This window comes from Cobetia sp. MB87 (assembly GCF_011319755.1).
In the GTDB taxonomy this organism is placed as follows: Bacteria; Pseudomonadota; Gammaproteobacteria; order Pseudomonadales; family Halomonadaceae; genus Cobetia.
This window is the reverse complement of the sequence record NZ_VFBC01000008.1, coordinates 305,873-326,432: the sequence shown is the minus strand read 5'-3', so window position 1 is coordinate 326,432 and position 20,560 is coordinate 305,873. Positions and strand designations below refer to the sequence as shown.

Annotated in this window: 16 protein-coding genes; 5 read left to right on the top strand and 11 right to left on the bottom strand. The window is 64.1% G+C overall.

All coding sequences use genetic code 11. The features are described 5' to 3' along the window. The first annotated feature begins 38 nt into the window (after positions 1 to 38). From CDPAHKCJ_RS10890 to fhuB, 3 genes are read left to right on the top strand one after another with little or no spacing between them, the layout of a single operon-like run. On the top strand, positions 39 to 806 hold the full coding sequence (locus CDPAHKCJ_RS10890) for an ATP-binding cassette domain-containing protein (RefSeq protein WP_166019793.1): 768 nt from the start codon (positions 39 to 41) through the stop codon (positions 804 to 806). After that, complete coding sequence (locus tag CDPAHKCJ_RS10885) at positions 803 to 1,813, top strand: ABC transporter substrate-binding protein (protein WP_166019792.1); 1,011 nt, start codon at positions 803 to 805, stop codon at positions 1,811 to 1,813. Before CDPAHKCJ_RS10890 ends, CDPAHKCJ_RS10885 begins: the two co-directional genes overlap by 4 nt. After that, positions 1,800 to 3,917: a Fe(3+)-hydroxamate ABC transporter permease FhuB gene (fhuB, locus tag CDPAHKCJ_RS10880; protein ID WP_240916761.1), complete on the top strand. Its 2,118-nt coding sequence runs from the start codon at positions 1,800 to 1,802 to the stop codon at positions 3,915 to 3,917. Before CDPAHKCJ_RS10885 ends, fhuB begins: the two co-directional genes overlap by 14 nt. Positions 3,918 to 4,031: 114 nt before the next feature. Here the strand turns inward: fhuB and purU are convergent, their stop codons facing one another. The 6 genes from purU to glyA form a co-directional block, all read right to left on the bottom strand. Next, the gene (gene purU / locus CDPAHKCJ_RS10875; RefSeq protein ID WP_166019791.1) at positions 4,032 to 4,907 is read right to left on the bottom strand and encodes a formyltetrahydrofolate deformylase; all 876 of its coding nucleotides are present in this window, start codon (positions 4,905 to 4,907) and stop codon (positions 4,032 to 4,034) included. Between the two features lie 203 nt (positions 4,908 to 5,110). Further along, positions 5,111 to 5,812: a sarcosine oxidase subunit gamma family protein gene (gene soxG, locus CDPAHKCJ_RS10870; RefSeq protein WP_240916760.1), complete on the bottom strand. Its 702-nt coding sequence runs from the start codon at positions 5,810 to 5,812 to the stop codon at positions 5,111 to 5,113. Further along, a complete protein-coding gene (locus tag CDPAHKCJ_RS10865; RefSeq protein WP_166019790.1) occupies positions 5,805 to 8,912 on the bottom strand; it encodes a sarcosine oxidase subunit alpha family protein in 3,108 nt (1,035 codons plus the stop codon). Before CDPAHKCJ_RS10865 ends, soxG begins: the two co-directional genes overlap by 8 nt. Continuing rightward, entirely contained in the window at positions 8,909 to 9,235 is a 327-nt protein-coding gene (locus CDPAHKCJ_RS10860; RefSeq protein ID WP_166019789.1) for a sarcosine oxidase subunit delta, read from the bottom strand. The genes CDPAHKCJ_RS10865 and CDPAHKCJ_RS10860 overlap by 4 nt, the downstream gene beginning before the upstream one ends. Positions 9,236 to 9,260: 25 nt before the next feature. Beyond that, positions 9,261 to 10,511 (bottom strand): sarcosine oxidase subunit beta family protein, encoded by a 1,251-nt coding sequence (locus CDPAHKCJ_RS10855; RefSeq protein ID WP_043333139.1) that lies wholly within the window; start codon positions 10,509 to 10,511, stop codon positions 9,261 to 9,263. Positions 10,512 to 10,652: 141 nt separating this feature from the next. Continuing rightward, a complete protein-coding gene (gene glyA, locus CDPAHKCJ_RS10850; protein WP_166019788.1) occupies positions 10,653 to 11,963 on the bottom strand; it encodes a serine hydroxymethyltransferase in 1,311 nt (436 codons plus the stop codon). A 373-nt stretch (positions 11,964 to 12,336) separates the two neighbouring features. On the opposite strand from glyA, the gene CDPAHKCJ_RS10845 reads away from it, so the two are divergent. After that, positions 12,337 to 13,227 carry an AEC family transporter gene (locus CDPAHKCJ_RS10845; protein WP_166019787.1) on the top strand — a complete coding sequence of 297 codons (891 nt, stop codon included), beginning with the start codon at positions 12,337 to 12,339 and terminating at the stop codon, positions 13,225 to 13,227. Positions 13,228 to 13,802: 575 nt separating this feature from the next. On the opposite strand, the gene nhaC is transcribed toward CDPAHKCJ_RS10845, so the two are convergent. Together nhaC and CDPAHKCJ_RS10835 are read right to left on the bottom strand one after the other, a co-directional pair. Further along, the gene (gene nhaC, locus CDPAHKCJ_RS10840) at positions 13,803 to 15,335 is read right to left on the bottom strand and encodes a Na+/H+ antiporter NhaC (RefSeq protein WP_240916759.1); all 1,533 of its coding nucleotides are present in this window, start codon (positions 15,333 to 15,335) and stop codon (positions 13,803 to 13,805) included. Positions 15,336 to 15,550: 215 nt separating this feature from the next. Next, positions 15,551 to 16,660, bottom strand: coding sequence for a hybrid-cluster NAD(P)-dependent oxidoreductase (locus CDPAHKCJ_RS10835; protein WP_166019786.1), 1,110 nt, complete (start codon positions 16,658 to 16,660; stop codon positions 15,551 to 15,553). A 641-nt stretch (positions 16,661 to 17,301) separates the two neighbouring features. On the opposite strand from CDPAHKCJ_RS10835, the gene CDPAHKCJ_RS10830 reads away from it, so the two are divergent. Further along, entirely contained in the window at positions 17,302 to 18,585 is a 1,284-nt protein-coding gene (locus tag CDPAHKCJ_RS10830) for an aromatic ring-hydroxylating dioxygenase subunit alpha (protein WP_166019785.1), read from the top strand. 154 nt (positions 18,586 to 18,739) lie between these two features. On the opposite strand, the gene cyoE is transcribed toward CDPAHKCJ_RS10830, so the two are convergent. The 3 genes from cyoE to cyoC are packed head-to-tail and all read right to left on the bottom strand — an operon-like array spanning position 18,740 to position 20,560. After that, positions 18,740 to 19,594 (bottom strand): heme o synthase, encoded by an 855-nt coding sequence (cyoE, locus tag CDPAHKCJ_RS10825; RefSeq protein ID WP_166019784.1) that lies wholly within the window; start codon positions 19,592 to 19,594, stop codon positions 18,740 to 18,742. A 13-nt stretch (positions 19,595 to 19,607) separates the two neighbouring features. Continuing rightward, positions 19,608 to 19,937: a cytochrome o ubiquinol oxidase subunit IV gene (gene cyoD, locus CDPAHKCJ_RS10820; protein WP_107335551.1), complete on the bottom strand. Its 330-nt coding sequence runs from the start codon at positions 19,935 to 19,937 to the stop codon at positions 19,608 to 19,610. Then, positions 19,934 to 20,560: a cytochrome o ubiquinol oxidase subunit III gene (gene cyoC, locus CDPAHKCJ_RS10815; protein ID WP_131431257.1), complete on the bottom strand. Its 627-nt coding sequence runs from the start codon at positions 20,558 to 20,560 to the stop codon at positions 19,934 to 19,936. Before cyoC ends, cyoD begins: the two co-directional genes overlap by 4 nt.

The following is a 20,560-nucleotide window of genomic DNA, read 5'->3' as shown; positions in this document are numbered from 1 at the left end:
CTTAGCCTGACGCCCTGACCACGGATGACGATGCTTTCATGTTCACTCTCGACCACCTGCGCTTTGACCTTGGCGAGCGCTGCCTGCTCAAGACGCAGTCTCTCGATTTCGCCCCCGGCCAGGTGCATGGCCTGATTGGCCACAATGGCTCCGGCAAGTCGACATTGCTCAAGCTGCTGGCGCGTCAGAATACGCCGACCAGTGGCAAGCTGGCGCTGGATGATCGCCCGCTCTCGCAGTTCGGCAGTCGGGAATTCGCGCGGGCAGTGGCCTATCTACCGCAGCACCTGCCGCCGGCCGAAGCGCTGACCGGCCGAGAGCTGGTCGCCTTCGGTCGTTATCCGTGGCACGGCCTGCTCGGGCGTCCCGGCCCCAAGGATGAAGAAGCCATCGAGCGCGCCATCGCGCTGACCCACACCGAAGCCTTCGCCAACCAGCAGGTCGATACCCTCTCCGGTGGCGAACGTCAGCGCGTGTGGCTGGCCATGCTGCTGGCCCAGGGCAGTCGCTATCTGCTGCTGGACGAGCCGCTGGCCGCGCTGGACATCGCCCATCAGATCGAGGTGATGGAGCTGGTCTCGCATCTGAGTCATACCCTGGGACTGGGCATCATCATCGTGCTGCACGACATCAATCTGGCGGCGCGCTATTGCGATCGTCTGGTTGCGCTGCACAGCGGCAAGGTACTGGCCGAAGGCGCACCCGATGAAATGATGAACCCCGTCACGCTCAAGGACATCTATGGCGTCGAGATGCAGGTGATCACCCCGCCGCAGAGCCGGCAGCAGATCGCGGTGCCGCTATGAAGTGGTTGTTGGCACTGATCGGACTGAGTCTGCTGGCGGTGGGTCCCGCCAGCGCTGCCATGACGGGTGACGCCCACGAGGCACCAGTGGGCTTCGTCGATCGCCCCGTCGTGGCGCTGGACTGGACGCTGGCCGAGACCCTGACCGGCATCGGAGTCCGCGCCATGGGCGTGGGGCAGGTGGAAACCTACGCAAGCTGGGTAGATCAACCGGCGCTGCCGCAGGGCACGCGGGATCTTGGCCTGCGCACTCAGCCGAACCTGGAGCAGCTGGCCACCCTCGCCCCGAATGACATCCTGATCAGTCCGATGCTGGCAAGCCTCGCGCCGCGCCTGTCGGCCATCGCGCCGGTCACCAGCATCGCCATCTATACCCCGGACGCCGATACCTGGCAGACACTGGTCGCCGCGACCCGCCAGCTGGGCAAGCTGACGCAGCGCGAGCCACAGGCCGAACAGCTGATTCGCCTGAGCACCACTCGCCTGGCCGGTTACAACGCCGCGCTGCGCCAGCAGGCGGCACGCGATGGTGAGACGCCGCTGCCGCTGTTGATGGTGCAATTCATGGATGACCGCCATGTGCGCATCTTCGGCGACAACAGTCTGTTCCAGGCCGTGATCGAGCGCATGGGCATCGACAATGCCTGGCAAGGCGACACCAATGCCTGGGGCTTCGCCACCGTCAGTCTCGAGAAGCTGGTGACGCTGAAGGGCCGCATGGTGGTAGTGGAACCGTTGCCACCCGGCGGGCGTGAAGCCCTGGCGCGCAATGGTCTGTGGCAGGCGATGCCCGGCGTGCGCGAGAACAGCGCTGCCTCGGCGCCACTGTTCCTGCCGCCGGTATGGAGCTTCGGCGCCCTGCCCTCGGCCAATCGTTTCGCCGACCTGCTCGCCGATCATCTGCTTGACGAGCATCTGCTTGACGAGCATCTGATCAACGACCACACGGACACGGCGCTCGACGGCGAGGCGACACTTGAGGGAGAGATCACCGATGGCCACCACTAACCAGGTCATGAGAGAGCGTTCCTCTTCCGCCCCCCTTCGGCTCACTCCCGGCAGAGCCTGCAGCCTGCTCACACTGGCCCTGCTGGTGCTGGGCAGCCTCGCCCTCAACCGTGACGGTCTGAGCCTGATGCAAGGCCTGACGGCACTGTGGGCATCGCCCGATTTCAGTGATGCGGCCAGTCTCGGCCAGGCAGACAGCGCACTGCTTTCCGCCCAGCTGGTGGCCCATGTCAGCTGGTGGCCACGGCTGGTCTGCGCGCTGCTGGCCGGGGCTGCGCTGGGCATGGCCGGCGTGCTGATGCAGCAGGTGCTGCGCAATCCACTGGCTGCGCCTACCACCCTCGGCGTCGCCAGTGGCGCGAGTCTGGCGATGATGTTGGCGACGCTGTTCGCTCCTGCATTGATGGCCGGTACTGGCCTAGGGGGAGACGGCTTCCAGCTGGGCCGTGAATGGGTCGCGCTGGCCGGTGGCCTGGCGGCCATGGGGCTGGTGTTCGCGCTGGCCTGGGCGCGTGGCATGTCGCCGACCGTGGTGGTGCTGGCCGGACTGGTGGTCAACCTCTACATCGGCGCGCTGGGCATGGTGCTGTTGCTGTTCAATCAGGAGGTCCTGCACGGCACCCTAGTGTGGGGCGCAGGCTCGCTGGCCCAGAACAGCTGGGATGGCGTGATCACGCTGCTCACCCGTCTGCTGCCGGGCATGTTGCTGGCGCTGGTGCTGATGCGCCCACTGGCGGTGCTGGACCTCGACGAGGCCAATGCCCGAAGCCTGGGCGTCTCGCTGCGCAAGCTGCGTCTGATGAGCCTGGGACTGGCGGTATTTCTCAGCGCCTGCGTGGTCAGCGTGCTGGGCATCATCGGTTTCATCGGCCTGGCCGCGCCTGCCTGCGTGCGTCTGATGGGCGCGCGCCGCCTGGGCCAGCGCCTGCTGTGGGCGCCATTGTTCGGGGCGCTGCTGCTGGCGGTGACAGACCAGGTGGTCGCCAGTCTCGATGGCCTGCTGCCCAACCTGATTCCCACCGGCGCGATGACGGCGGCCCTCGGTGCGCCGCTGCTGCTGTGGCTGATTCCGCGCCTCAAGATGGCGCAGGGGGCTGGCCCCGCCAGTCATCACGGCATGTCACTGACGCATCGTCATCCCCGCCCCGACCGCCTGCTCGGCTGGCTGCTGGTTGGGGTCTGCGTGGCCCTGATGCTGGCCCTGCTGGTCGGCAATGGTGCCGATGGCTGGACGCTTGGCAGTGATATGCTCCAACAGTTGCTGGCCGGCCAGACCCGCGTGCTGGACTTCCGCCTGCCAAGGGTACTGGCGGCGGCAGGCGCCGGCGTGCTGCTGGCCCTCGCCGGGACGCTGCTGCAGCGTTTGACCAGCAACCCGATGGCCAGTCCCGAGATTCTCGGCATCAGCGGCGGTACCGCCATCGCCCTGATGCTGACGCTGCTGCTGGTGCCGTCACCGGGGCAGCTGACCCTGCTGGGCGCAGGCATATGCGGGGCGCTGGCCTGTCTGGCGCTGCTGGTGGCGCTCAATCACCGCAGCGGTTTCATTCCCGAACGCGTGCTGCTGTGCGGGGTGGCGATCACGGCGCTCTACGATGCGGTGCGCGGCATCATCCTCGCCGATGGTGACCCGCGCGGTCAGCAGATTCTGGCCTGGCTGTCCGGCTCCACCTACTACGTGGGCCTCTCCGCGGCGGTCGGTGTGCTCGCGCTGGCGATCATCGCGGTCCTGCTGGTGCGTCCGCTGGCACGCTGGCTGGACATCCTGCCGCTGGGCATGGCGAGCGCCAGTGCGCTGGGCATCGGCGTGACCCGCGCCCGCCTGGTGCTGCTGGGCGCGGTGGCGGTGCTGACCGCGCTGGCGACCCTGATCGTCGGCCCGCTGTCCTTCGTCGGCCTGCTGGCCCCGCATCTGGCGCGCCTGCTGGGGCTGAGCCGCGCGCGAGATCACATGCTCGGCGCGGTGCTGTGCGGGGCGCTGTTGATGGTGCTGGCGGATTGGCTGGGCCGCCAGCTGCTGTCGCCCTACGAGATCCCCGCCGGCCTGATGGCCTCGCTGATCGGCGGTAGCTACTTCCTGTGGAGTCTGCGCAAGTCGGGTTGATTCGCTCTCGATGAGAGGCCTCACCGCCAGAAGACACGAGACCAGAAGACACGAAGCCCGCGATCTCTGATCGCGGGCTTCGTGTTTCAGCGTTTCTCTTTTGGCAATCTGCACTCAGTTGCCGAACACCACCGTACGCCTGTCATGCAGGAAGACGCGCCGCTCGAGGTGATAACGCACGCCTCGCGACAGGGTCAGGCACTCGATATCACGGCCCTTGGCGATCAGGTCTTCCGGATAGTGGGCGTGATCCACCGTCTCGACGCCCTGGGTGATGATCGGCCCTTCATCGAGATCATCATTGATGTAGTGCGCGGTGGCACCGACCAGCTTGACGCCCTTCTCGTAGGCCTGGTGATAGGGGCGCGCCCCTTTGAAGCCCGGCAGCAGCGAGTGGTGGATGTTGATCGCCCGCCCCGAGAGCTTATCGCACATGTCGCTCGACAGCACCTGCATGTAGCGCGCCAGAATCACCAGCTCGGCGCCGGTGTCCTGTACGATCTGCCACACCTTTGCCTCCTGCTCAGCCTTGGTGTCAGCAGTGATCGGCAGGTGGTGATAGGGCAGGCCATGCCACTCGGCCAGCGGCGCCATGTCCGGGTGGTTGGAGATGACGGCGGTGATGTCCATCGGCAGCTGACCGATGCGATGCCGATAGAGCAGGTCGTTCAGGCAGTGGTCCGAGCGCGAGACCATGATGACCACCTTCATGCGCTCCTCCGGCGCACTCAGGCTGACGTCCATCTCGAAATCGGCGGCGCGCGTGCCCAGCCCCTGCTCGAAACCGGCGGCGTCAAAGTTGTCACTGAGCTCGCCGGCCTCGGTCTGGGGACGGAATTCGGCCCGGATGAAGAAGCGTCCCGACAGACGGTCATCGAAGGAATTGAGCTCGGTGATATAGCAGCCCTGCTCGCGCAGGTAGCGTGTCACGACGTCCACCGTGCCGATACGGCTGGGACATTGGGCGGTCAGAATCCAGGTATCACGCATACATAGGTGCCTGTCATGTAAGGATTATTCATTGTTGGAAGCAGCAACATCAGGGTTGCATCCGAGGCCCTGCGCGACAAACCAATATTATTGAGGCGGGCTTCAGTATTTCTGAAGCCCGCCTCCTGGCCCGGGCAAGGCCCCTGGCAGTTGATTCAGGTCGTGGCGTGCGCCTGCGACAGAGCTCTCTCCATACGCAGATATCAGGCCTTGATGCAGACCCCGAATTCCTCGCTGGCATCCAGCAGCCAGCGGCCGAGGTAATCGGCGAAGCTTCTGCGCACCACCAGCTCGAATTCGCTCTCGCTGACGCGGCGCAGCACCAGTGTCGCCTTGGCGAACACCGCCGGCACACCCCGTCCGACCGGGAAGGCACGCGGGTGTACATCGGTGGGCGTCGACTTCATCAGCACCTGACGCGCCTGGTCGCCACTCAGCGAGATGACGGTCTGGCCACCGCTGACGTTGACCACCTGATAGCGGCCGGCCAACGCCTCATGCAGCGCCTTCTCGACAGCAAAGGCTTCCTCGCCGGGCACCAGGATCAGCCACTCATCCGGTGACAGCCACTGGATCGAGCGGCCGCTCTCATTCTGGTGGAGGGTCGCCGAGGTCAACGGCAGCGCCAGACCCAGCGCCGCTTCGACACCCTCGGCGAAGCCCGGCTGCGCGGGGTCACCGCGCAGCGTCAGATGACCGAGAAACGCCTTCTCCTGCAGCACGACGCCGGCATCGCCGTCATCGCGGGCCGTGAACAGATGCGCCAGCGGCGAGCGGGCGCTCTGGGCGTGAACTTCAGGCGTCGGGCGCTGGTCGATCACCGACGACTGAGAGCTTGTCATGTCCTGCGGCTGCGCCTCGACGGCGGCACCCGCTTGCGGGTCGAGTGTGGTGGCATCAGACATGCTGGCGCTCCCCTTTCTTGTCGTAGAACACCGGTGAGGTGATTTCGGCTTCCAGCGTCGTGCCATCGGCCTGCGGCAGGAACACCGTCTCGCCGATGCGCTTGGCACCGCCCTTGACCACCGCCAGCGCGAAGCCATGTCCCAGCGTCGGGCTGTAGTAGCTGGAGGTCACGTGGCCGACCATCGGCATCGGGATGGCGTGCTCCGGATCGAAGACGATCTGCGAGCCTTCCGGCAGCACGATGCGCTCATCGCCGGCCTTCTTGCGCGTCGGAATCAGGCCGACCATCTGCTTGCGGTCGTCGCGGCGGGTATCCGGACGCGACAGCGCACGCTTGCCGATCCAGGAATACGGCTTGTTGTAGCCGACACACCATTGCATGCCGAGGTCTTCCGGGGTGATCGAGCCATCGGTGTCCTGACCGACGATGATGAAGCCCTTCTCGGCGCGCAGCACGTGCATGGTCTCGGTGCCGTAAGGCGTGAGGCCGTACTTCTTGCCGCATTCGAACAGGCGCTTCCAGACATGCAGCCCGTAGTTGGCCGGTACGTTGAGCTCGTAGGACAGCTCGCCGGTGAAGGAGATGCGGAAGATGCGCCCGGGAATGTCGGCGATCAGCCCTTCACGCACTTCCATGAACTTGAAGCTGTCACGGTCGAGATCGATGTCGGTCAGCTCGCTGACCAGTGCACGCGCCTCGGGGCCGGTGACGGTCAGGGTCGCCCAGTGATCGGTGACGCTGGTCATCTGCACGTCCAGTTCCGGCCATTCGGTCTGGTGCCACAGTTCCAGCCATTCCAGGATCGAGGCCGCACCACCGGTGGTGGTGGTCATCAGGAAGTGGTCTTCGGCCAGACAGGTGGTGACACCGTCGTCCATCACCATGCCGTCGTCGTGACACATCAGGCCGTAGCGCGCCTTGCCGACGCCCAGCTTGGCCCAGGCATTGGTGTAGATGCGGTTGAGGAACTCGCGTGCATCGCGGCCGGTGATATCGATCTTGCCCAGGGTCGAGGCATCCAGCACGCCGACCTTCTCGCGCACCGCCAGACACTCGCGCTCCACCGCGGCATGCATGTCCTCACTGCCCTGCGGGTAGTACCAGGGGCGCTTCCACTGGCCGACATCCTCGAACTTCGCCCCCTGCGCCACGTGCCATTCGTGCATCGCGGTGTAGCGGATCGGGTCGAACAGCTCGCCGCAGTGACGGCCGACGATGGCGCCGAAGGTCACCGGCGTGTAGTTGGGGCGGAACACGGTGGTGCCGGTGTCGGGGATACTCTGCCCCAGACAGCGCGCGGCGACCGCCATGCCGTTGATGTTGCCCAGCTTGCCCTGATCGGTACCGAAGCCCATCGCGGTGTAGCGCTTGACGTGCTCGATGGACTCGAAGCCTTCGCGGGTGGCGAGCTCGATCCCGGCGGCAGTGACGTCGTTCTGCAGATCGACGAACTGCTTGGGCGCACGTGCGGTGGGCTTGTCATGCGGTACCTGATAGAGCGGCAGCATCGGGGATTCTGTCAGCTCTGAGACCGCCGGCACCTCGGCCTGGGCGGTCTCGAACTCGCAGGCTTCCACCGCGGCGACACCGCTGGCGTAGGCCGCGACCAGCACATCTTCCAGCGCGAAGCTGCCATTGGCGGCGCCGCAGGCATCGAAGCCCTTGAGCATCGGTGCGCCCAGCGCGGGCAGGAAGCCGTGGATCTCATCACTCCACACCGGACGTGCGCCGGTGTGTGCCGCCAGGTGAACCACCGGGCTGTAGCCGCCGGAACTGGCAATGGTGTCGCAGGCAACCTCTTCCACTTCACCGGTGACAGAGAAGCCGTCGATATCGATGGCCGCGATGCGTGCGCCTGTCACGCGGCGCTCACCCTTGGCCTCGATCACGGCGGCGCCGGCGATGATGCGGATACCGGCAGCACGCGCCGCCTCGACCATCACGCCGGAAGGTGCCGGACGCGCATCGGCGATCGCGACCACTTCACGACCGGCCGCCTTCCATGCCAGCGCCGCGCGATAGGCGTGGTCGTTGTTGACCGACAGCACCAGCTTGTCACCGGCGGCGACGCCGTAACGGGTCAGATAGGTGGTGACGGCACCGGCCAGCAGGTTGCCCGGCACATCGTTGTGGCTGTAGACCAGCGGCCGCTCGTGGGCGCCGGTGGCCATGATGACGCGGTGGGCGCGCACGCGGTGCAGGCGTGAGCGTGCCTGACGCGCGCCACGAGCATTGCGCGGCGCGAGATCGGCCTGATGCTCGGTGCGGCGCTCATGCAGGGTCACGAAGTTGTGATCGTGATAGCCGTTGGCGGTGGTGCGCGGCAGCAGCTGCACATCCTCACAGGCCGCAAGCTCCGCCAGCACGGCGTCACGCCATTCGATGGCCGGCTTGCCGTCCAGGGTCTGATCGAGGCAGTCCGCCGACATGGAGAGCAGCGAGCCACCCAGCTCTTCCTGCTCGTCACACAGTATGACGCGCGCGCCGCTGCGGGCCGCGACCAGCGCCGCCATCAGGCCCGCCGGACCGGAGCCGATCACCAGCACATCGGTGTGCTGATGCAGGTGATCGTAGATGTCTGGATCGTCCTCGAGCGGAGAACGTCCGAGACCGGCGGCCTTGCGGATGTACTTTTCATACGTCATCCACAGCGAGGCCGGCGCCATGAAGGTCTTGTAGTAGAAGCCCGGCGGCATGAACTTGCCGCCCAGCTTGCCGACCTGCGGCAAAAAGCGGCTCATCAGGTCCTTCTGGGCCTTGACCCAGCCGCTGACGGCGTGGGCTTCCAGGCCGTCATACAGCGCCTGCTGGGTGGCACGCACGTTGGGCACCTGGCCCGCTTCGGTGCTGCCCAGCTGCAGGATGGCGTTGGGCTCTTCGGCACCGGCGGCGACCAGGCCGCGCGGGCGCGCATACTTGAAGCTGGCATTGAGCACGTCGAGGCCGTTGGCCATCAGCGCCGAGGCGAGGGTATCGCCAGCCAGGCCCTGATAGCGCTTGCCATTGAAGGTGAAGGTCAACGGCGTGGCGCGGTCGATGCGTCCACCCGAGGCGAGACGGCGCGGGGCAGCGGCGGTCTGGTGGTCTTGCTGGCTCATGCGCTCACCCCCTTGGCTTGCGTGGTCGGCTCGGCTTTCGTCTCACCGGTGATGGTGGGCTGCTCGCCCATGCGATAGGTCTCGAGAATCTCGTAGGTCACGGTGTGGCGGGTGATGTTGAAATACTTGCGACAGCCCACGGCGTGAATCCACAGCTCGTGGTGAACGCCACGCGGGTTGTTGCGGAAGAACAGATAATCCCCCCACTCGGCATCGGAGCAGGCGTCGGGGTCCTTCGGGCGCTCGATATGCGCCTGGCCCTTGACGTGGAATTCCTCTTCCTCGCGCAGCTCGCCGCAGTAGGGACAGAAGATATGCATCATGGTCGGTCGTCTCCTGACGGCAGGTTCAGTGCGCGACGCCGGCGGCGCCGTGTTCGTCGATCAGCTTGCCCGTGTTGAAACGGTCATAGGAGAAGGGTTCTGCCAGCGGATGGGTGCGCCCTTTGGCCAGTGTCCAGGCAAAGACGTTGCCGGACCCCGGCGTGGCCTTGAAGCCACCGGTACCCCAACCGCAGTTGAAATAGAGCCCCTTCACGGGCGTCTTGGAAATGATCGGGCAGGCGTCCGGGCAGGTGTCGACGATGCCGCCCCACTGACGGTTCATGCGTACCCGCGAGAAGATCGGGAACATCTCGACGATGGCCTGCAGGGTGTGCTCGATGGTCGGGTAGCTGCCACGCTGGCCGTAGCCCACGTAGCCGTCGATGCCGGCCCCGATGACCAGGTCGCCCTTGTCGGACTGGCTGACATAGCCGTGGACGTGGTTGGACATCACCACGGTGTCGAGAATCGGCTTGAGCGGCTCGGAAACCAGCGCCTGCAACGGGTGGGATTCCAGCGGCAGGCGGAAGCCGGCCTTCTCGGCCATCACGCCGGAGTTGCCGGCGGTGACCACGCCGACACGCTTGGCACCGATGAAGCCGCGCGAGGTTTCCACCCCGACGATGGCGCCATCCTGCTTGCGGAAGCCGGTGACCTCGGTCTGCTGGATCAGGTCGACGCCGAGGCTGTCGGCACCGCGAGCGAAGCCCCAGGCCACGGCGTCGTGACGCGCCACGCCACCGCGCGGCTGCCAGGAGGCGCCGAGAATCGGATAGCGGGCGCGGCTGGAGCAGTCCATCGCCGGCACCAGTTCCTGCACCTGCTGGGCATCCAGCACTTCGCCATCGATGCCCTGCAGACGGTTGGCATTCACGCGACGCTGGATGTCACGCATGTCCTGCAGGGTATGGCCCAGGTTGAGCACGCCACGCTGCGAGAACATCACGTTGTAGTTCAGGTCCTGGGACAGGCCTTCCCACAGCTTCATGGAGTGCTCGTAGAGCGCCGCCGCCTCGTCCCACAGATAGTTGGAGCGCACCAGGGTGGTGTTGCGTGCGGTGTTGCCGCCGCCCAGCCAGCCCTTCTCGATCACCGCGACATTGGTGATGCCGTGCTCCTTGGCCAGGTAGTAGGCCGTGGCCAGACCATGCCCACCGCCACCCACGATGACGACGTCGTATTCCTTCTTGGGTTCTGGGCTGCGCCAGACCTTCTGCCAGTTCTCATGGTGGCTGAGCGCATGCTTGACCAGCCCGAATCCCGAGTAACGCTGCATTTGCCACCCTCCTCACTTCTTTGCCACCGCAAGCGCTGTCCGGTGCTCTCGCCCGAGTGATGTCTGTTGTTGTCACCCGAGTGATGCCTCTGCGCTTGCGGCATGTGTCGTTGTTATCGTTGTCTCTCGCCAGCGCCTTGTTCAGGCAAGCGCAGCGGGGTCGGTCATGCTGTTGGATGCGTAGACCGGGAAGCGTGAACAGACTTCCTCGACCTTGCCGCGCACCTCGGCTTCCACCTTGGCGCTCTCGCCGCTGGACAGCGCGTCGAGCAGGTCACAGATCCAGCCGGCCAGTGCCTCGCATTCCGCCTCGCCGAAGCCGCGCGTGGTGGCGGCCGGAGTGCCGATGCGCAGCCCGGAGGTCACGAAGGGGCTCTGCGGATCATTCGGCACGCTGTTCTTGTTGACGGTGATATGGGCGCGGCCCAGTGAGGCATCCGCGTCCTTGCCGGTCACGCCCTGGCGGATCAGCGAGACGAGGAACAGATGGTCATCGGTACCGCCGGAAACGACGTCATAGCCGCGTTCCATGAAGACCTCGGCCATCACGCGAGCATTGGCGATCACGCGTGCCTGGTAGCTGACGAAGTCCTGGCTCATCGCTTCCTTGAAGGCCGCGGCCTTGGCAGCGATGACGTGCATCAGCGGTCCGCCCTGCTGGCCGGGGAAGACGGCGCCATTGAGCTTCTTGTGCAGCGCTTCATCGCCGGTGGCGGAGAGAATCAAGCCACCGCGCGGGCCGCGCAGCGTCTTGTGCGTGGTGGTGGTGACGACATGAGCGTAGGGCAGCGGGCTCGGGTAGTGACCCGCCGCGACCAGACCGGCCACGTGGGCCATGTCGACCATCAGCCAGGCACCGATCTCGTCAGCCATGTCGCGGAAGCGACGCCAGTTGACCACGCGCGAGTAGGCGGAGAAGCCGGCAATGATCATCTTCGGCTTGTGCTCACGTGCCAGACGCTCCATCTCCTCGTAGTCCAGCTCGCCGCTTTCGGTCAGGCCGTACTGGATGGCGTTGTAGTGCTTGCCGGAGAAGTTGGGCGCCGCGCCGTGGGTCAGGTGGCCGCCATGCGCCAGGCTCATGCCGAGAATGGTGTCGCCCGGCGAGACCAGCGCCATGAACACGGCCGCATTGGCCTGGGCGCCGGAGTGCGGCTGCACGTTGGCGTAGTCACAGCCGAACAGCGCACAGGCACGCTCGATGGCCAGCGTCTCGACCTTGTCGACGAACTCGCAGCCGCCGTAGTAGCGCTTGCCCGGATAGCCTTCGGCGTACTTGTTGGTCAGCTGGCTGCCCTGGGCTTCCATCACCAGCGGGCTTGCATAGTTCTCGGAGGCGATCAGCTCGATATGCGCTTCCTGACGCGCTGTCTCTTCGAGGATGGCCTCGGCCAGTGCAGGGTCGAGTCTGGCCAGTCGGTCATCACGGGTGTAGCCATGTTGCTGAGACATTGCGCGCCTCCGGTAAGCGGATCGTTGTTGTTGGAGTGGGTCGATGAAAGGGGATCTGTGATCGTCTGTTCGCCCGAATCCTGTCGAGTCAGCCCGGCGCCAAGGCCTTGGGTGGCTGTCTTGACCCGATACTAGCCCTGCCCCCCTGCGGCAAACTGCTTGTCAGCGTCACCCCGCAGCGCGAATGCGACATCGGCAGGCAAAAGCGACATCTCGACGGCCCGCACAGGGGAGCTGCAAATAGTGGCTGCCCGCCAATGGCGCTACACCGACGCCCCATCGGGCAGGTATGCTAGACACCGATATCGTGCGATCAGGCGCCGGATGACGACTGATCCATGCAAGCGCGCGCCTGGGGAAGGGAGTTGAGAATATGCTGATGGAATTGCTGGCGGTGATGGCACCGGTACTGTGTGGCGCCGCCATCGGCTTCTTCTGGGTCAGGCTGGGCAACGACTACCCGATGGCCTTCGTCACCCGGCTGGTGCTCTACATCGGCACGCCGGCGCTGATCCTCAATGCGCTGGGCAGCGCCGAGATCGACAACTCGAGCTTCCTGCGTACGGGCCTGGCGACGCTCTCCGTGATGGCCCTGCTGCTGGCGCTGAGCTGGCCCTTCGCGCGCCTGATCGGCAAACCCTGGAAGGTGGCGGTGGCGCCATTGCTGTTCTCCAACGTCGGCAACATGGGCCTGCCTGTCTCGCTCTACGCCTTCGGTCAGGCCGGCTTCGCCTACGCCATCACCATCATGGTCACCATGTCACTGCTGCAGTTCACCCTCGGCGCCTGGCTTGCCAGTACCAGCGGCAACCCGCTGCGCAGCGTGGTGCGCTCGCCGACCATCTGGGCCAGCATCGTCGCCACCCTCATGCTGCTCTGCGATGTGCAGATGCCACGCTTCGTCGCCAACAGCCTGGAGCTGATCTCCGGCTTCACGGTGCCGCTGATGCTGATCACCCTGGGCGTGTCGCTGGCCAGCATTCGCGTCAAGAATCTGGCGGCGGGCGTGGGCTTCAGCGTCCTGCGCATTCCCTTTGCTGCCCTGTGTGCCTGGGGGATCGGCACCCTGCTGGACCTGCCCCCGCTGGCGCTGCACGTGTTGACCATGCAGATGGCCATGCCGGTGGCGGTCTACAACTACATGTTCGCCCAGAAGGCCGGGCGTGAGCCGGAGTACGTGGCCACGCTGGTGTTCTGCTCGACGCTCGCCGCCTTCCTCTATCTGCCCATGCTGCTGGCGGCGATGGGGGCGACACTGGGCTGACCCGACGGAGGCCGCCCGAGCCTTCCCGCACTGAATGACAGGCACAAAAAAACCACGCGAGCCTGAGGCTTGCGTGGTCGTGTGACACCTTCCTGCGGAAACTGCCGTGCCGTGAAGAAGACGGTATTGCACCATCCCGATATTGAGCAGCACGGCGCTTCCTGTTGCGACGATCAGCCTTGTAGTCCTGCTGGCACCCGCTCCCGGCCTGGAGGTGGTGCACCGTTCCCCTGTGTCATCATTGCCCTTTTGACCAAACCCGTGACTGGAGTGGCAGTCGTGGACCTGACGTGAACGCTCTCCGCTCTCGACCCGCAGCTGAAGATGGCATGCAGCCCAACGGGGCCTTGTGCTTATGGCGCCGGGGCGAACCCTGGCGTGGCCTGGCGGGACTTCCTGCAGAACCACTTCCCGCAAAGTCCCCTGCACTGCTTGCGCTCATGCACGTGGCAACATCTGAAGGGTAGCCCCGAAGTCGTCTGCACCTCCAGATGGTTTGTGCCGTCTTCCTGCGCGAGTCGACTTGCTCATGAACCTGAGCATGAAGTCGTAGAGCACTCATACCCGACAGACTGTCAGCGCACCTCGGGCGTGGCGGCTTGCAGTCCCGCCAGGCCCTCGGCCTGCTGCTGACGCAGCTGGGCCAGCGTTGTCACGGCATGTCCCCTGGCTTGCCATTCGGCGCGCTCGGCATCGTCGGCCCGGATGATGAAGCGTCCAAGCAGGGTGTAGAGCAGCCCCAGCAACGGTGACAGCCAGCAGGCGAAGGCCAGCGGAATGTAGAGCAGCCCCTCCATGCCCGCATCACCGGCCATCAGCCCCAGCGAACTGATCACCACCGCACCACTCGCATTCCAGGGCACCAGCGGCGAGATCAGCGTGCCGCCCTCTTCCAGTGAGCGTGACAGGTTGAGCGTCGAGTAGCCTTCTCCGCGGAATACCGGCGCGTACATGCGCCCCGGCAGAGCGATCGAGAGGTAGGGGTCGCCCGCGATGACATTGGTCAGCGCCGCCGTGGAACTGGCCGCGACCTGCAGACCGAAGATACCGCGCACCTTGACCAGCACCGCGGCGCACAGCACCTCCAGACAGCCGATCACCTCCAGCATTCCCCCGAAGGCCAGCGCGATCATCACCAGCAGGATGACCCAGGCCATCGACATCAGGCCACCGCGATTGAGCAGGCTGTCGATCTCGCTCACGCCGGTGTTCAGGGTGTAACCACTCTGCATATAACCGAACAGTGCCTTGATGGCCTCGCCCTGGACACCATAGGCCACCACGGCGCCCGCCAGTACCCCGACGAACAGCGCCGGCAGTGCCGGCATGCGCGCGATCGCCAGCGCCATGACCAGCAGCGGCGGCACCAGCACCCACAGATTGAATTCGAAGGCACCTGACAGCCCGGCAGTGATGGCAGTAATGCGCTCGAGATCCAGCGACTGGCCAGCGGCGAGCAGGTTGCCGGCGATCAGATAGATCACCAGCGCGATCAGCATGGAGGGAATGGTGGTCGGCATCATGTTGCGGATATGCGCGAACAGACTCACGCCCGTCACCGCCGGTGCCAGATTGGTGGTATCCGACAGCGGCGAGACCTTGTCACCGAAGAAGGCGCCGGACACCACCGCACCGGCGGTCCACCACGGCGGTATGTCGAAGCCGGCCCCGATACCCATCAGCGCAAGTCCTACCGTACCCACCGTGCCCCAGCTGGTGCCCAGTGTGACCGAGACCACCGAGCACAGCAGCATGGCCGCCGCCAGGAAGTATTCCGGCGAGACCAGCTTGAGCCCGTAATAGATGATCATCGGCACGCTGCCGGAGGCGATCCACACCCCGACCGTCATGCCGACCAGAATCAGGATCGCGATGGAGGGCAGGCCGACACGCACGATGCGCATCATGCCCTCTTCCATCGCCGACCAGCCGTGGCCAAGCTTCCAGCCGACCAGCGCCGTCATCGCGACGCCACAGATCAGCGGTACGTGCGGAGTGAATTCACCGAAGACAAAAAGTTGCAGGGCCAACACGGCCAGCGTTGCCAGGATGGGCAAGCTGGCCATGAGCAGGGAGGGGCGTTGCGGTGCATCGACATCACGAGTCATGAGACATTGCTCCATTAGCCAGTTTTACTTGTTGTACCCCCACGCTAACCGACCCATGTCCCGGCAGATGACTGACAGCGTCACCGACCTCCCTGTAAGCGACATCGTCTACGACTTTCCGCCTATCACTTGCGCGAGATTCATTCACCTCGCCGGGGACTGTCACCAATTTCATCTTGTGGTGAAAAGATGCTCTCCACCTGAACCTCAGATCCTCAGTAATCGATCACCACATCGCCATTGGGCACGCTGCAGCAGGACAGGATGAAGCCTTCGGCGACGTCTTCATCGGTGATGCCACCGTTGTGTTCCATCGCGACCTCGCCCGAGACCTTCTGCACCCGACAGGTGCCGCAGATCCCCATACCGCAGGCCTTGGGAATATGCAGGCCGAGCTTGGCGGCGGCAGCGTGGACGGTCTCACCCGGGGCGATCTGCACCGACTTGCCGGTGGCGGAGAACTCGACCCGCGTGAGATCGGAGCGGTCCAGTTCATCGGCCAGCACCTCGGCCTGTTCGGCCTGCTCGATGGCCTCCTCCTCGACATCGACCGGCGTGGCACCAAAGGACTCCTCGTGATAGCGGCTCATGTCGAAGCCGTGGCTGCGCAGCAGATGCTTGACCGCATTCATGTAGGGCGTGGGGCCACAGCAGAAGATCTCGCGCTCCATGAAGTCCGGCGCGATCATCTCGAGCATCGCGTCGGTGAGATAGCCGCGATAGCCGGACCAGGTCTGGCCGGTCTCGAAGCGCTCACAGATGACATGCATGTTGAACTCCGGCACGCGGGAATCCATGAACTCGAGCTGACGCCAGAAGATGATGTCACGCGGGCTGCGCGCACTGTGCACGAAGGAGATGTCCACATTGGCATTGGTATCGAAATACCAGCGCGCCATCGACATCAAGGGCGTGATGCCCACGCCACCGGACAGCATCAGAATGCGCTCGGCAGGGTAGTCGATGCAGTTGAAGTTGCCGACCGGGCCGTGCACGGCCAGCACGTCGCCTTCGTTGAGGTTGTCGTGCAGCCAGTTGGAGACCAGCCCGCCCGGCACGCGCTTGACGGTGATCGAGAAGCTGTAAGGCACCGACGGTGAGCTGGAGATGGTGTAGGAGCGCATGATCTGCTGGGCATCGATCTCGAGCTCCAGGGTCACGAACTGTCCCGGCTTGAAGAAGAACATCACCGGCTGTTCGGCCATGAAACAGAAGGTGCGCACATCCCAGGTTTCCTGAATGACCTTCACGCAGCGCACGCTATGTCGACCGTTGGTCCAGGTCTGCGTCGTAACCGGATTGAAGTTGCTGAGTGTGGTGCTCATGAAGGCCTCGCTGGGCATGTTGTTCTTGGAGACATGTTCTTGAAGGGGCAGTGTCAGTTCTTGAAGAGACAGTGTCAGGCCACCCTGCGCTGCGTGCGCGACCAACGGTGGGGCATGCTCTGGATTGTCGAGTCAGCGTCCGGCAAGCATTTATCCGTGCACGACAGAAACATGCCCGATCCCTCCAATCACGCCCCCGCAGCGCCCTGCCCCCGCCTCAGCGCTGCGCCTGCCTGTGCCTCGAAGGCCCTGCGCAGAAGAGCGGCGTCGGAAATACATCATTGAGCGTCGCCATCAGACATAAGTCGCGACTTGACCTCAGCCACACTGCGGTCCATGCGTGACAAAGCCACTCGGATATCATGCGGGCTGCCTGAACTTCCACGCTGACTATCCTGTTGAGCGAGCGGCCCCTCTGCCTGCGCCGCCCTCGACACCCGAACCGACCAGAACGGGACGACGCACCGCGCGATCCATCGGCACTGACTCATAGGTGCGCTGATGTCTGCCGCGGTGCTGCTCGGCAATGGTCTGTTCACTCGTTCCCTCTGTCCCGGCTTCACAACAACAATGATCAGCACACTCACTCAACCCAAGGCGACCCTGCTCCCGGCGCCTACCGACCGTGCGAGGACACCGCGATGAGCGACTTACTGGAACACGCTCAGGATCAGCAGCGTCAGGCTGTACGCGAGGCCGCCGCGCGGCTTCTACAGGCCCGCAGCCCTGGCTACACCCTGCCCCAGCCCTTCTACAATGATCAGCGCCTGTTCGATCTCGACATGAAGGAGATCTTCGAGCGCGAGTGGCTGTTTGCCGGTCTTGGCAGCGAAATCCCGCTCAAGGGCAACTTCATGACCATGGACGTGGGCAACAGTCCGATCATCATCGTGCGCGGTGACAACGGGGCCATCCATGCCTTCCATAACGTCTGTCGCCATCGCGGCTCCCGCCTGTGCAGCACCGAGCGTGGCAAGGTCGCCAAGCTGGTGTGCGGCTATCACAAGTGGACCTATGAGCTGGATGGTCGCCTGCTGTTCGCCGGTTCCGACATGGGCACCACCTTCGATACCAGTGAATACGGCCTTCACCCCGTCCACGTGCGCTCAGCCGGCGGCATGCTGTTCATCAACCTCGCCGAGCAGCCCGAGAACTGTGAGCCGTTCTTCAAGACGCTGGAGTTCTACCTCAAGCCCTACGACATGGAGAACGTCAAGGTCGCGGCCAGCTCCTCCATCATCGAGGAAGGCAACTGGAAGCTGGTGATCGAGAACAACCGCGAGTGCTATCACTGCGATGGCTCCCACCCGGAGCTGCTCAATACCCTGCAGGAATTCGATGACACCGATGACCCGCGTGCCACCGAAGCCTACAAGGCGCTGGTCGCGAAGAAGCAGGCCGACTGGGATGCCGAGAAGGTGCCCTATCAGCTGGTGCGCTTCGGTCGCCGCAATCGCATGACGCGCACGCCGCTGCTGGAAGGCACCGTCTCGATGACCACGGATGGCACACCGGCGTGCAAGAAGCTGTTGGGTCGTCTGCAAAGCCCCGACATGGGCTCGCTGCGCATCCTCAACCTGCCCAACTCCTGGAACCACTTCATGGGCGATCATGCCGTGGTCTTCCAGGTCGACCCCATCGGCCCCCTCAAGACCCGCGTGACTACCAAGTGGCTGGTGCACAAGGACGCGGTGGAAGGAGTCGACTACGACCTGGCGAAGCTGCGCAAGGTATGGGACGCCACCAATGATCAGGACCGTCAGCTGGTGGAAGAGAACCAGCGCGGCGTCAACTCCAGCGCCTATCAGCCCGGCCCCTACTCGGCGACCTTCGAGTTCGGCGTCGTCGACTTCGTCGACTGGTATGCCGAGCGCATGCAGGAAGCGCTCAAGGAACAGCAGGAGCCGCATCTGCAGCTGGCCTGAGAGCTTGAGTCCTTGATGCCTTGAGTCCTCGAAACCTGAGACTCTGAAAGACAGACAAGAAAAAACCCGCCACCGGCAAGCCGGTGGCGGGTTTTTTGGCTTTCACCCGGGCAACACGCCGAAGGCGGGGCACCCGGGAGGTACTACGGCTGGATTACAGCTGCGTGTCCAGGCTCATCATCAGGCTGAGCGCCATGACGATGATGATGGAGAAGCCGAACAGCTTGCGTGCCCAGGAGGCATCAGGCTGATCCTTGAGGCGCCAGGCGGCCAGATACAGCCACCAGCCACCCGTGACGGTCGCGACTACCAGATACCAGATGCCGGTATATCCCCACAGTGTCAGCAACAGCGACACCGGGATGAAGCCGGCAATGTACCCCGTCACTACACGCTTGGCATGCTCCATGCCTCGCGCTACCGGGAGTACCGGAATATTGGCGGCCCGATAGTCATCGACACGAAACATGGCAATCGCATAGGAATGCGGCATCTGCCACATGCTGAAGATGATCAACAGCAGCAGCGCCCCCATGTCCGCCTGACCGGTGACGGCCAGGTAACCGACCACTGGCGGCGCAGCGCCGGACAGTGAGCCGATGAGAGTGCCATACACCGAGCCACGCTTGAGCCACATGCTGTAGGCCCCGACGTAGATCACGAAGCCCAGTCCCACGGCGATCATCGCCATGAGGTTGGTCATCATGGCCAGAAGCCAGAAGCCTGCAAGGCCCAGCACGCTGCCGAAGACGAAAGCCCCCTTCAGCGAGATATCGCCCTGCACCAGAGCGCGGCCCTGGGTACGTGCCATGTGGCGGTCGATATCGCGATCGATGCAGTTGTTGAACACACAGCCTGAGGCCACGATCAACGCCACCCCGACCAGGGTGGCGATGAACAGCGCCCAATCCACCTCACCACCGGAAGCGAGAAAGAAGCCGCCGCTGACGGTGATCAGGTTGCCGAAGATAATGCCCGGCTTGGTGGTACGCAGGTAGTCCTTGATCATCAGGCTCACGCTATCAGATGGGCATCATGTTCTGATTCAGCTCGATCATGATCCACATGGAACCACCAACGACGATTGCCACGATCACCAGGGTGAACAGCATGGCCATGACATTCCAGCTCTGCTCCTTGGAGCCGTCCAGGTGCAGGAAGAAGTACAGCTGCACGAAGACCTGAGCGATGGCGAAGCCGTAGACGGCCCAGATCACGCCGACACCCGGATCGTCCATCATCATCACCATCCCGAACGGGATGATGGTCAGGATGATGGAGAGAATCAGACCGGTCACGTACTGCTTGACGCTGCCGTGATTGTCGTTGTGGTCGTTGTTGGAATGGCTCATAGCATCACTCCTGTGAGATAGACGACGGTGAAGACGCAGATCCAGATGACGTCCAGGAAGTGCCAGAACAGGCTGAGCATCATCAGACGACCGCGATGCATTTCCGTCAGGCCTTTCTGCTTGACCTGGAAGATCAGCAGCGCCATCCAGATCAGACCGACGGTCACGTGCAGACCGTGGGTGCCGACCAGGGTGAAGAAGGCAGACAGGAACGCGGACTTGTCCGGACCATGGCCGTTCACGATCAGGTGGTGGAACTCATAGATTTCCATCGCGATGAAGCCTGCGCCACAGGCGAAGGTGATCATCAGCCACTTGATCACCGCGGAGCTGTCTCCGCGGTTCATGCCCAGCATCGCCAGGCCGTAGGTGAAGCTCGAGGCCAGCAGCAGTGCGGTCTCGACCAGCACGAAGTCCAGCTCGAAGATCTCGGCGCCCGTCGGGCCACCGGCATAGGCCTGGCTCAGTACCACGTAGCCCGCGAACAGCATCGCGAACAGGATGCAGTCGCTCAGCAGATAGAGCCAGAAACCGAAGACCTTCAGGCCGTTGGTATCGTGATGCTCGTGATCGTCATGGGCGTCATGCGCCCCATCGTGAGATGTCATTGCATTATTCGCCAT

Excerpts from the sequence above, each read along its gene's own strand:
- CDPAHKCJ_RS10890 (WP_166019793.1), top strand. The coding sequence starts at position 39 with ATGTTCACTCTCGACCACCTGCGCTTTGACCTTGGCGAGCGCTGCCTG.
- CDPAHKCJ_RS10885 (WP_166019792.1), top strand. The coding sequence starts at position 803 with ATGAAGTGGTTGTTGGCACTGATCGGACTGAGTCTGCTGGCGGTGGGT.
- fhuB (WP_240916761.1), top strand. The coding sequence starts at position 1,800 with ATGGCCACCACTAACCAGGTCATGAGAGAGCGTTCCTCTTCCGCCCCC.
- purU (WP_166019791.1), bottom strand. The coding sequence starts at position 4,907 with ATGCGTGATACCTGGATTCTGACCGCCCAATGTCCCAGCCGTATCGGC.
- soxG (WP_240916760.1), bottom strand. The coding sequence starts at position 5,812 with ATGTCTGATGCCACCACACTCGACCCGCAAGCGGGTGCCGCCGTCGAG.
- CDPAHKCJ_RS10865 (WP_166019790.1), bottom strand. The coding sequence starts at position 8,912 with ATGAGCCAGCAAGACCACCAGACCGCCGCTGCCCCGCGCCGTCTCGCC.
- CDPAHKCJ_RS10860 (WP_166019789.1), bottom strand. The coding sequence starts at position 9,235 with ATGATGCATATCTTCTGTCCCTACTGCGGCGAGCTGCGCGAGGAAGAG.
- CDPAHKCJ_RS10855 (WP_043333139.1), bottom strand. The coding sequence starts at position 10,511 with ATGCAGCGTTACTCGGGATTCGGGCTGGTCAAGCATGCGCTCAGCCAC.
- glyA (WP_166019788.1), bottom strand. The coding sequence starts at position 11,963 with ATGTCTCAGCAACATGGCTACACCCGTGATGACCGACTGGCCAGACTC.
- CDPAHKCJ_RS10845 (WP_166019787.1), top strand. The coding sequence starts at position 12,337 with ATGCTGATGGAATTGCTGGCGGTGATGGCACCGGTACTGTGTGGCGCC.
- nhaC (WP_240916759.1), bottom strand. The coding sequence starts at position 15,335 with ATGACTCGTGATGTCGATGCACCGCAACGCCCCTCCCTGCTCATGGCC.
- CDPAHKCJ_RS10835 (WP_166019786.1), bottom strand. The coding sequence starts at position 16,660 with ATGAGCACCACACTCAGCAACTTCAATCCGGTTACGACGCAGACCTGG.
- CDPAHKCJ_RS10830 (WP_166019785.1), top strand. The coding sequence starts at position 17,302 with ATGAGCGACTTACTGGAACACGCTCAGGATCAGCAGCGTCAGGCTGTA.
- cyoE (WP_166019784.1), bottom strand. The coding sequence starts at position 19,594 with ATGATCAAGGACTACCTGCGTACCACCAAGCCGGGCATTATCTTCGGC.
- cyoD (WP_107335551.1), bottom strand. The coding sequence starts at position 19,937 with ATGAGCCATTCCAACAACGACCACAACGACAATCACGGCAGCGTCAAG.
- cyoC (WP_131431257.1), bottom strand. The coding sequence starts at position 20,560 with ATGGCGAATAATGCAATGACATCTCACGATGGGGCGCATGACGCCCAT.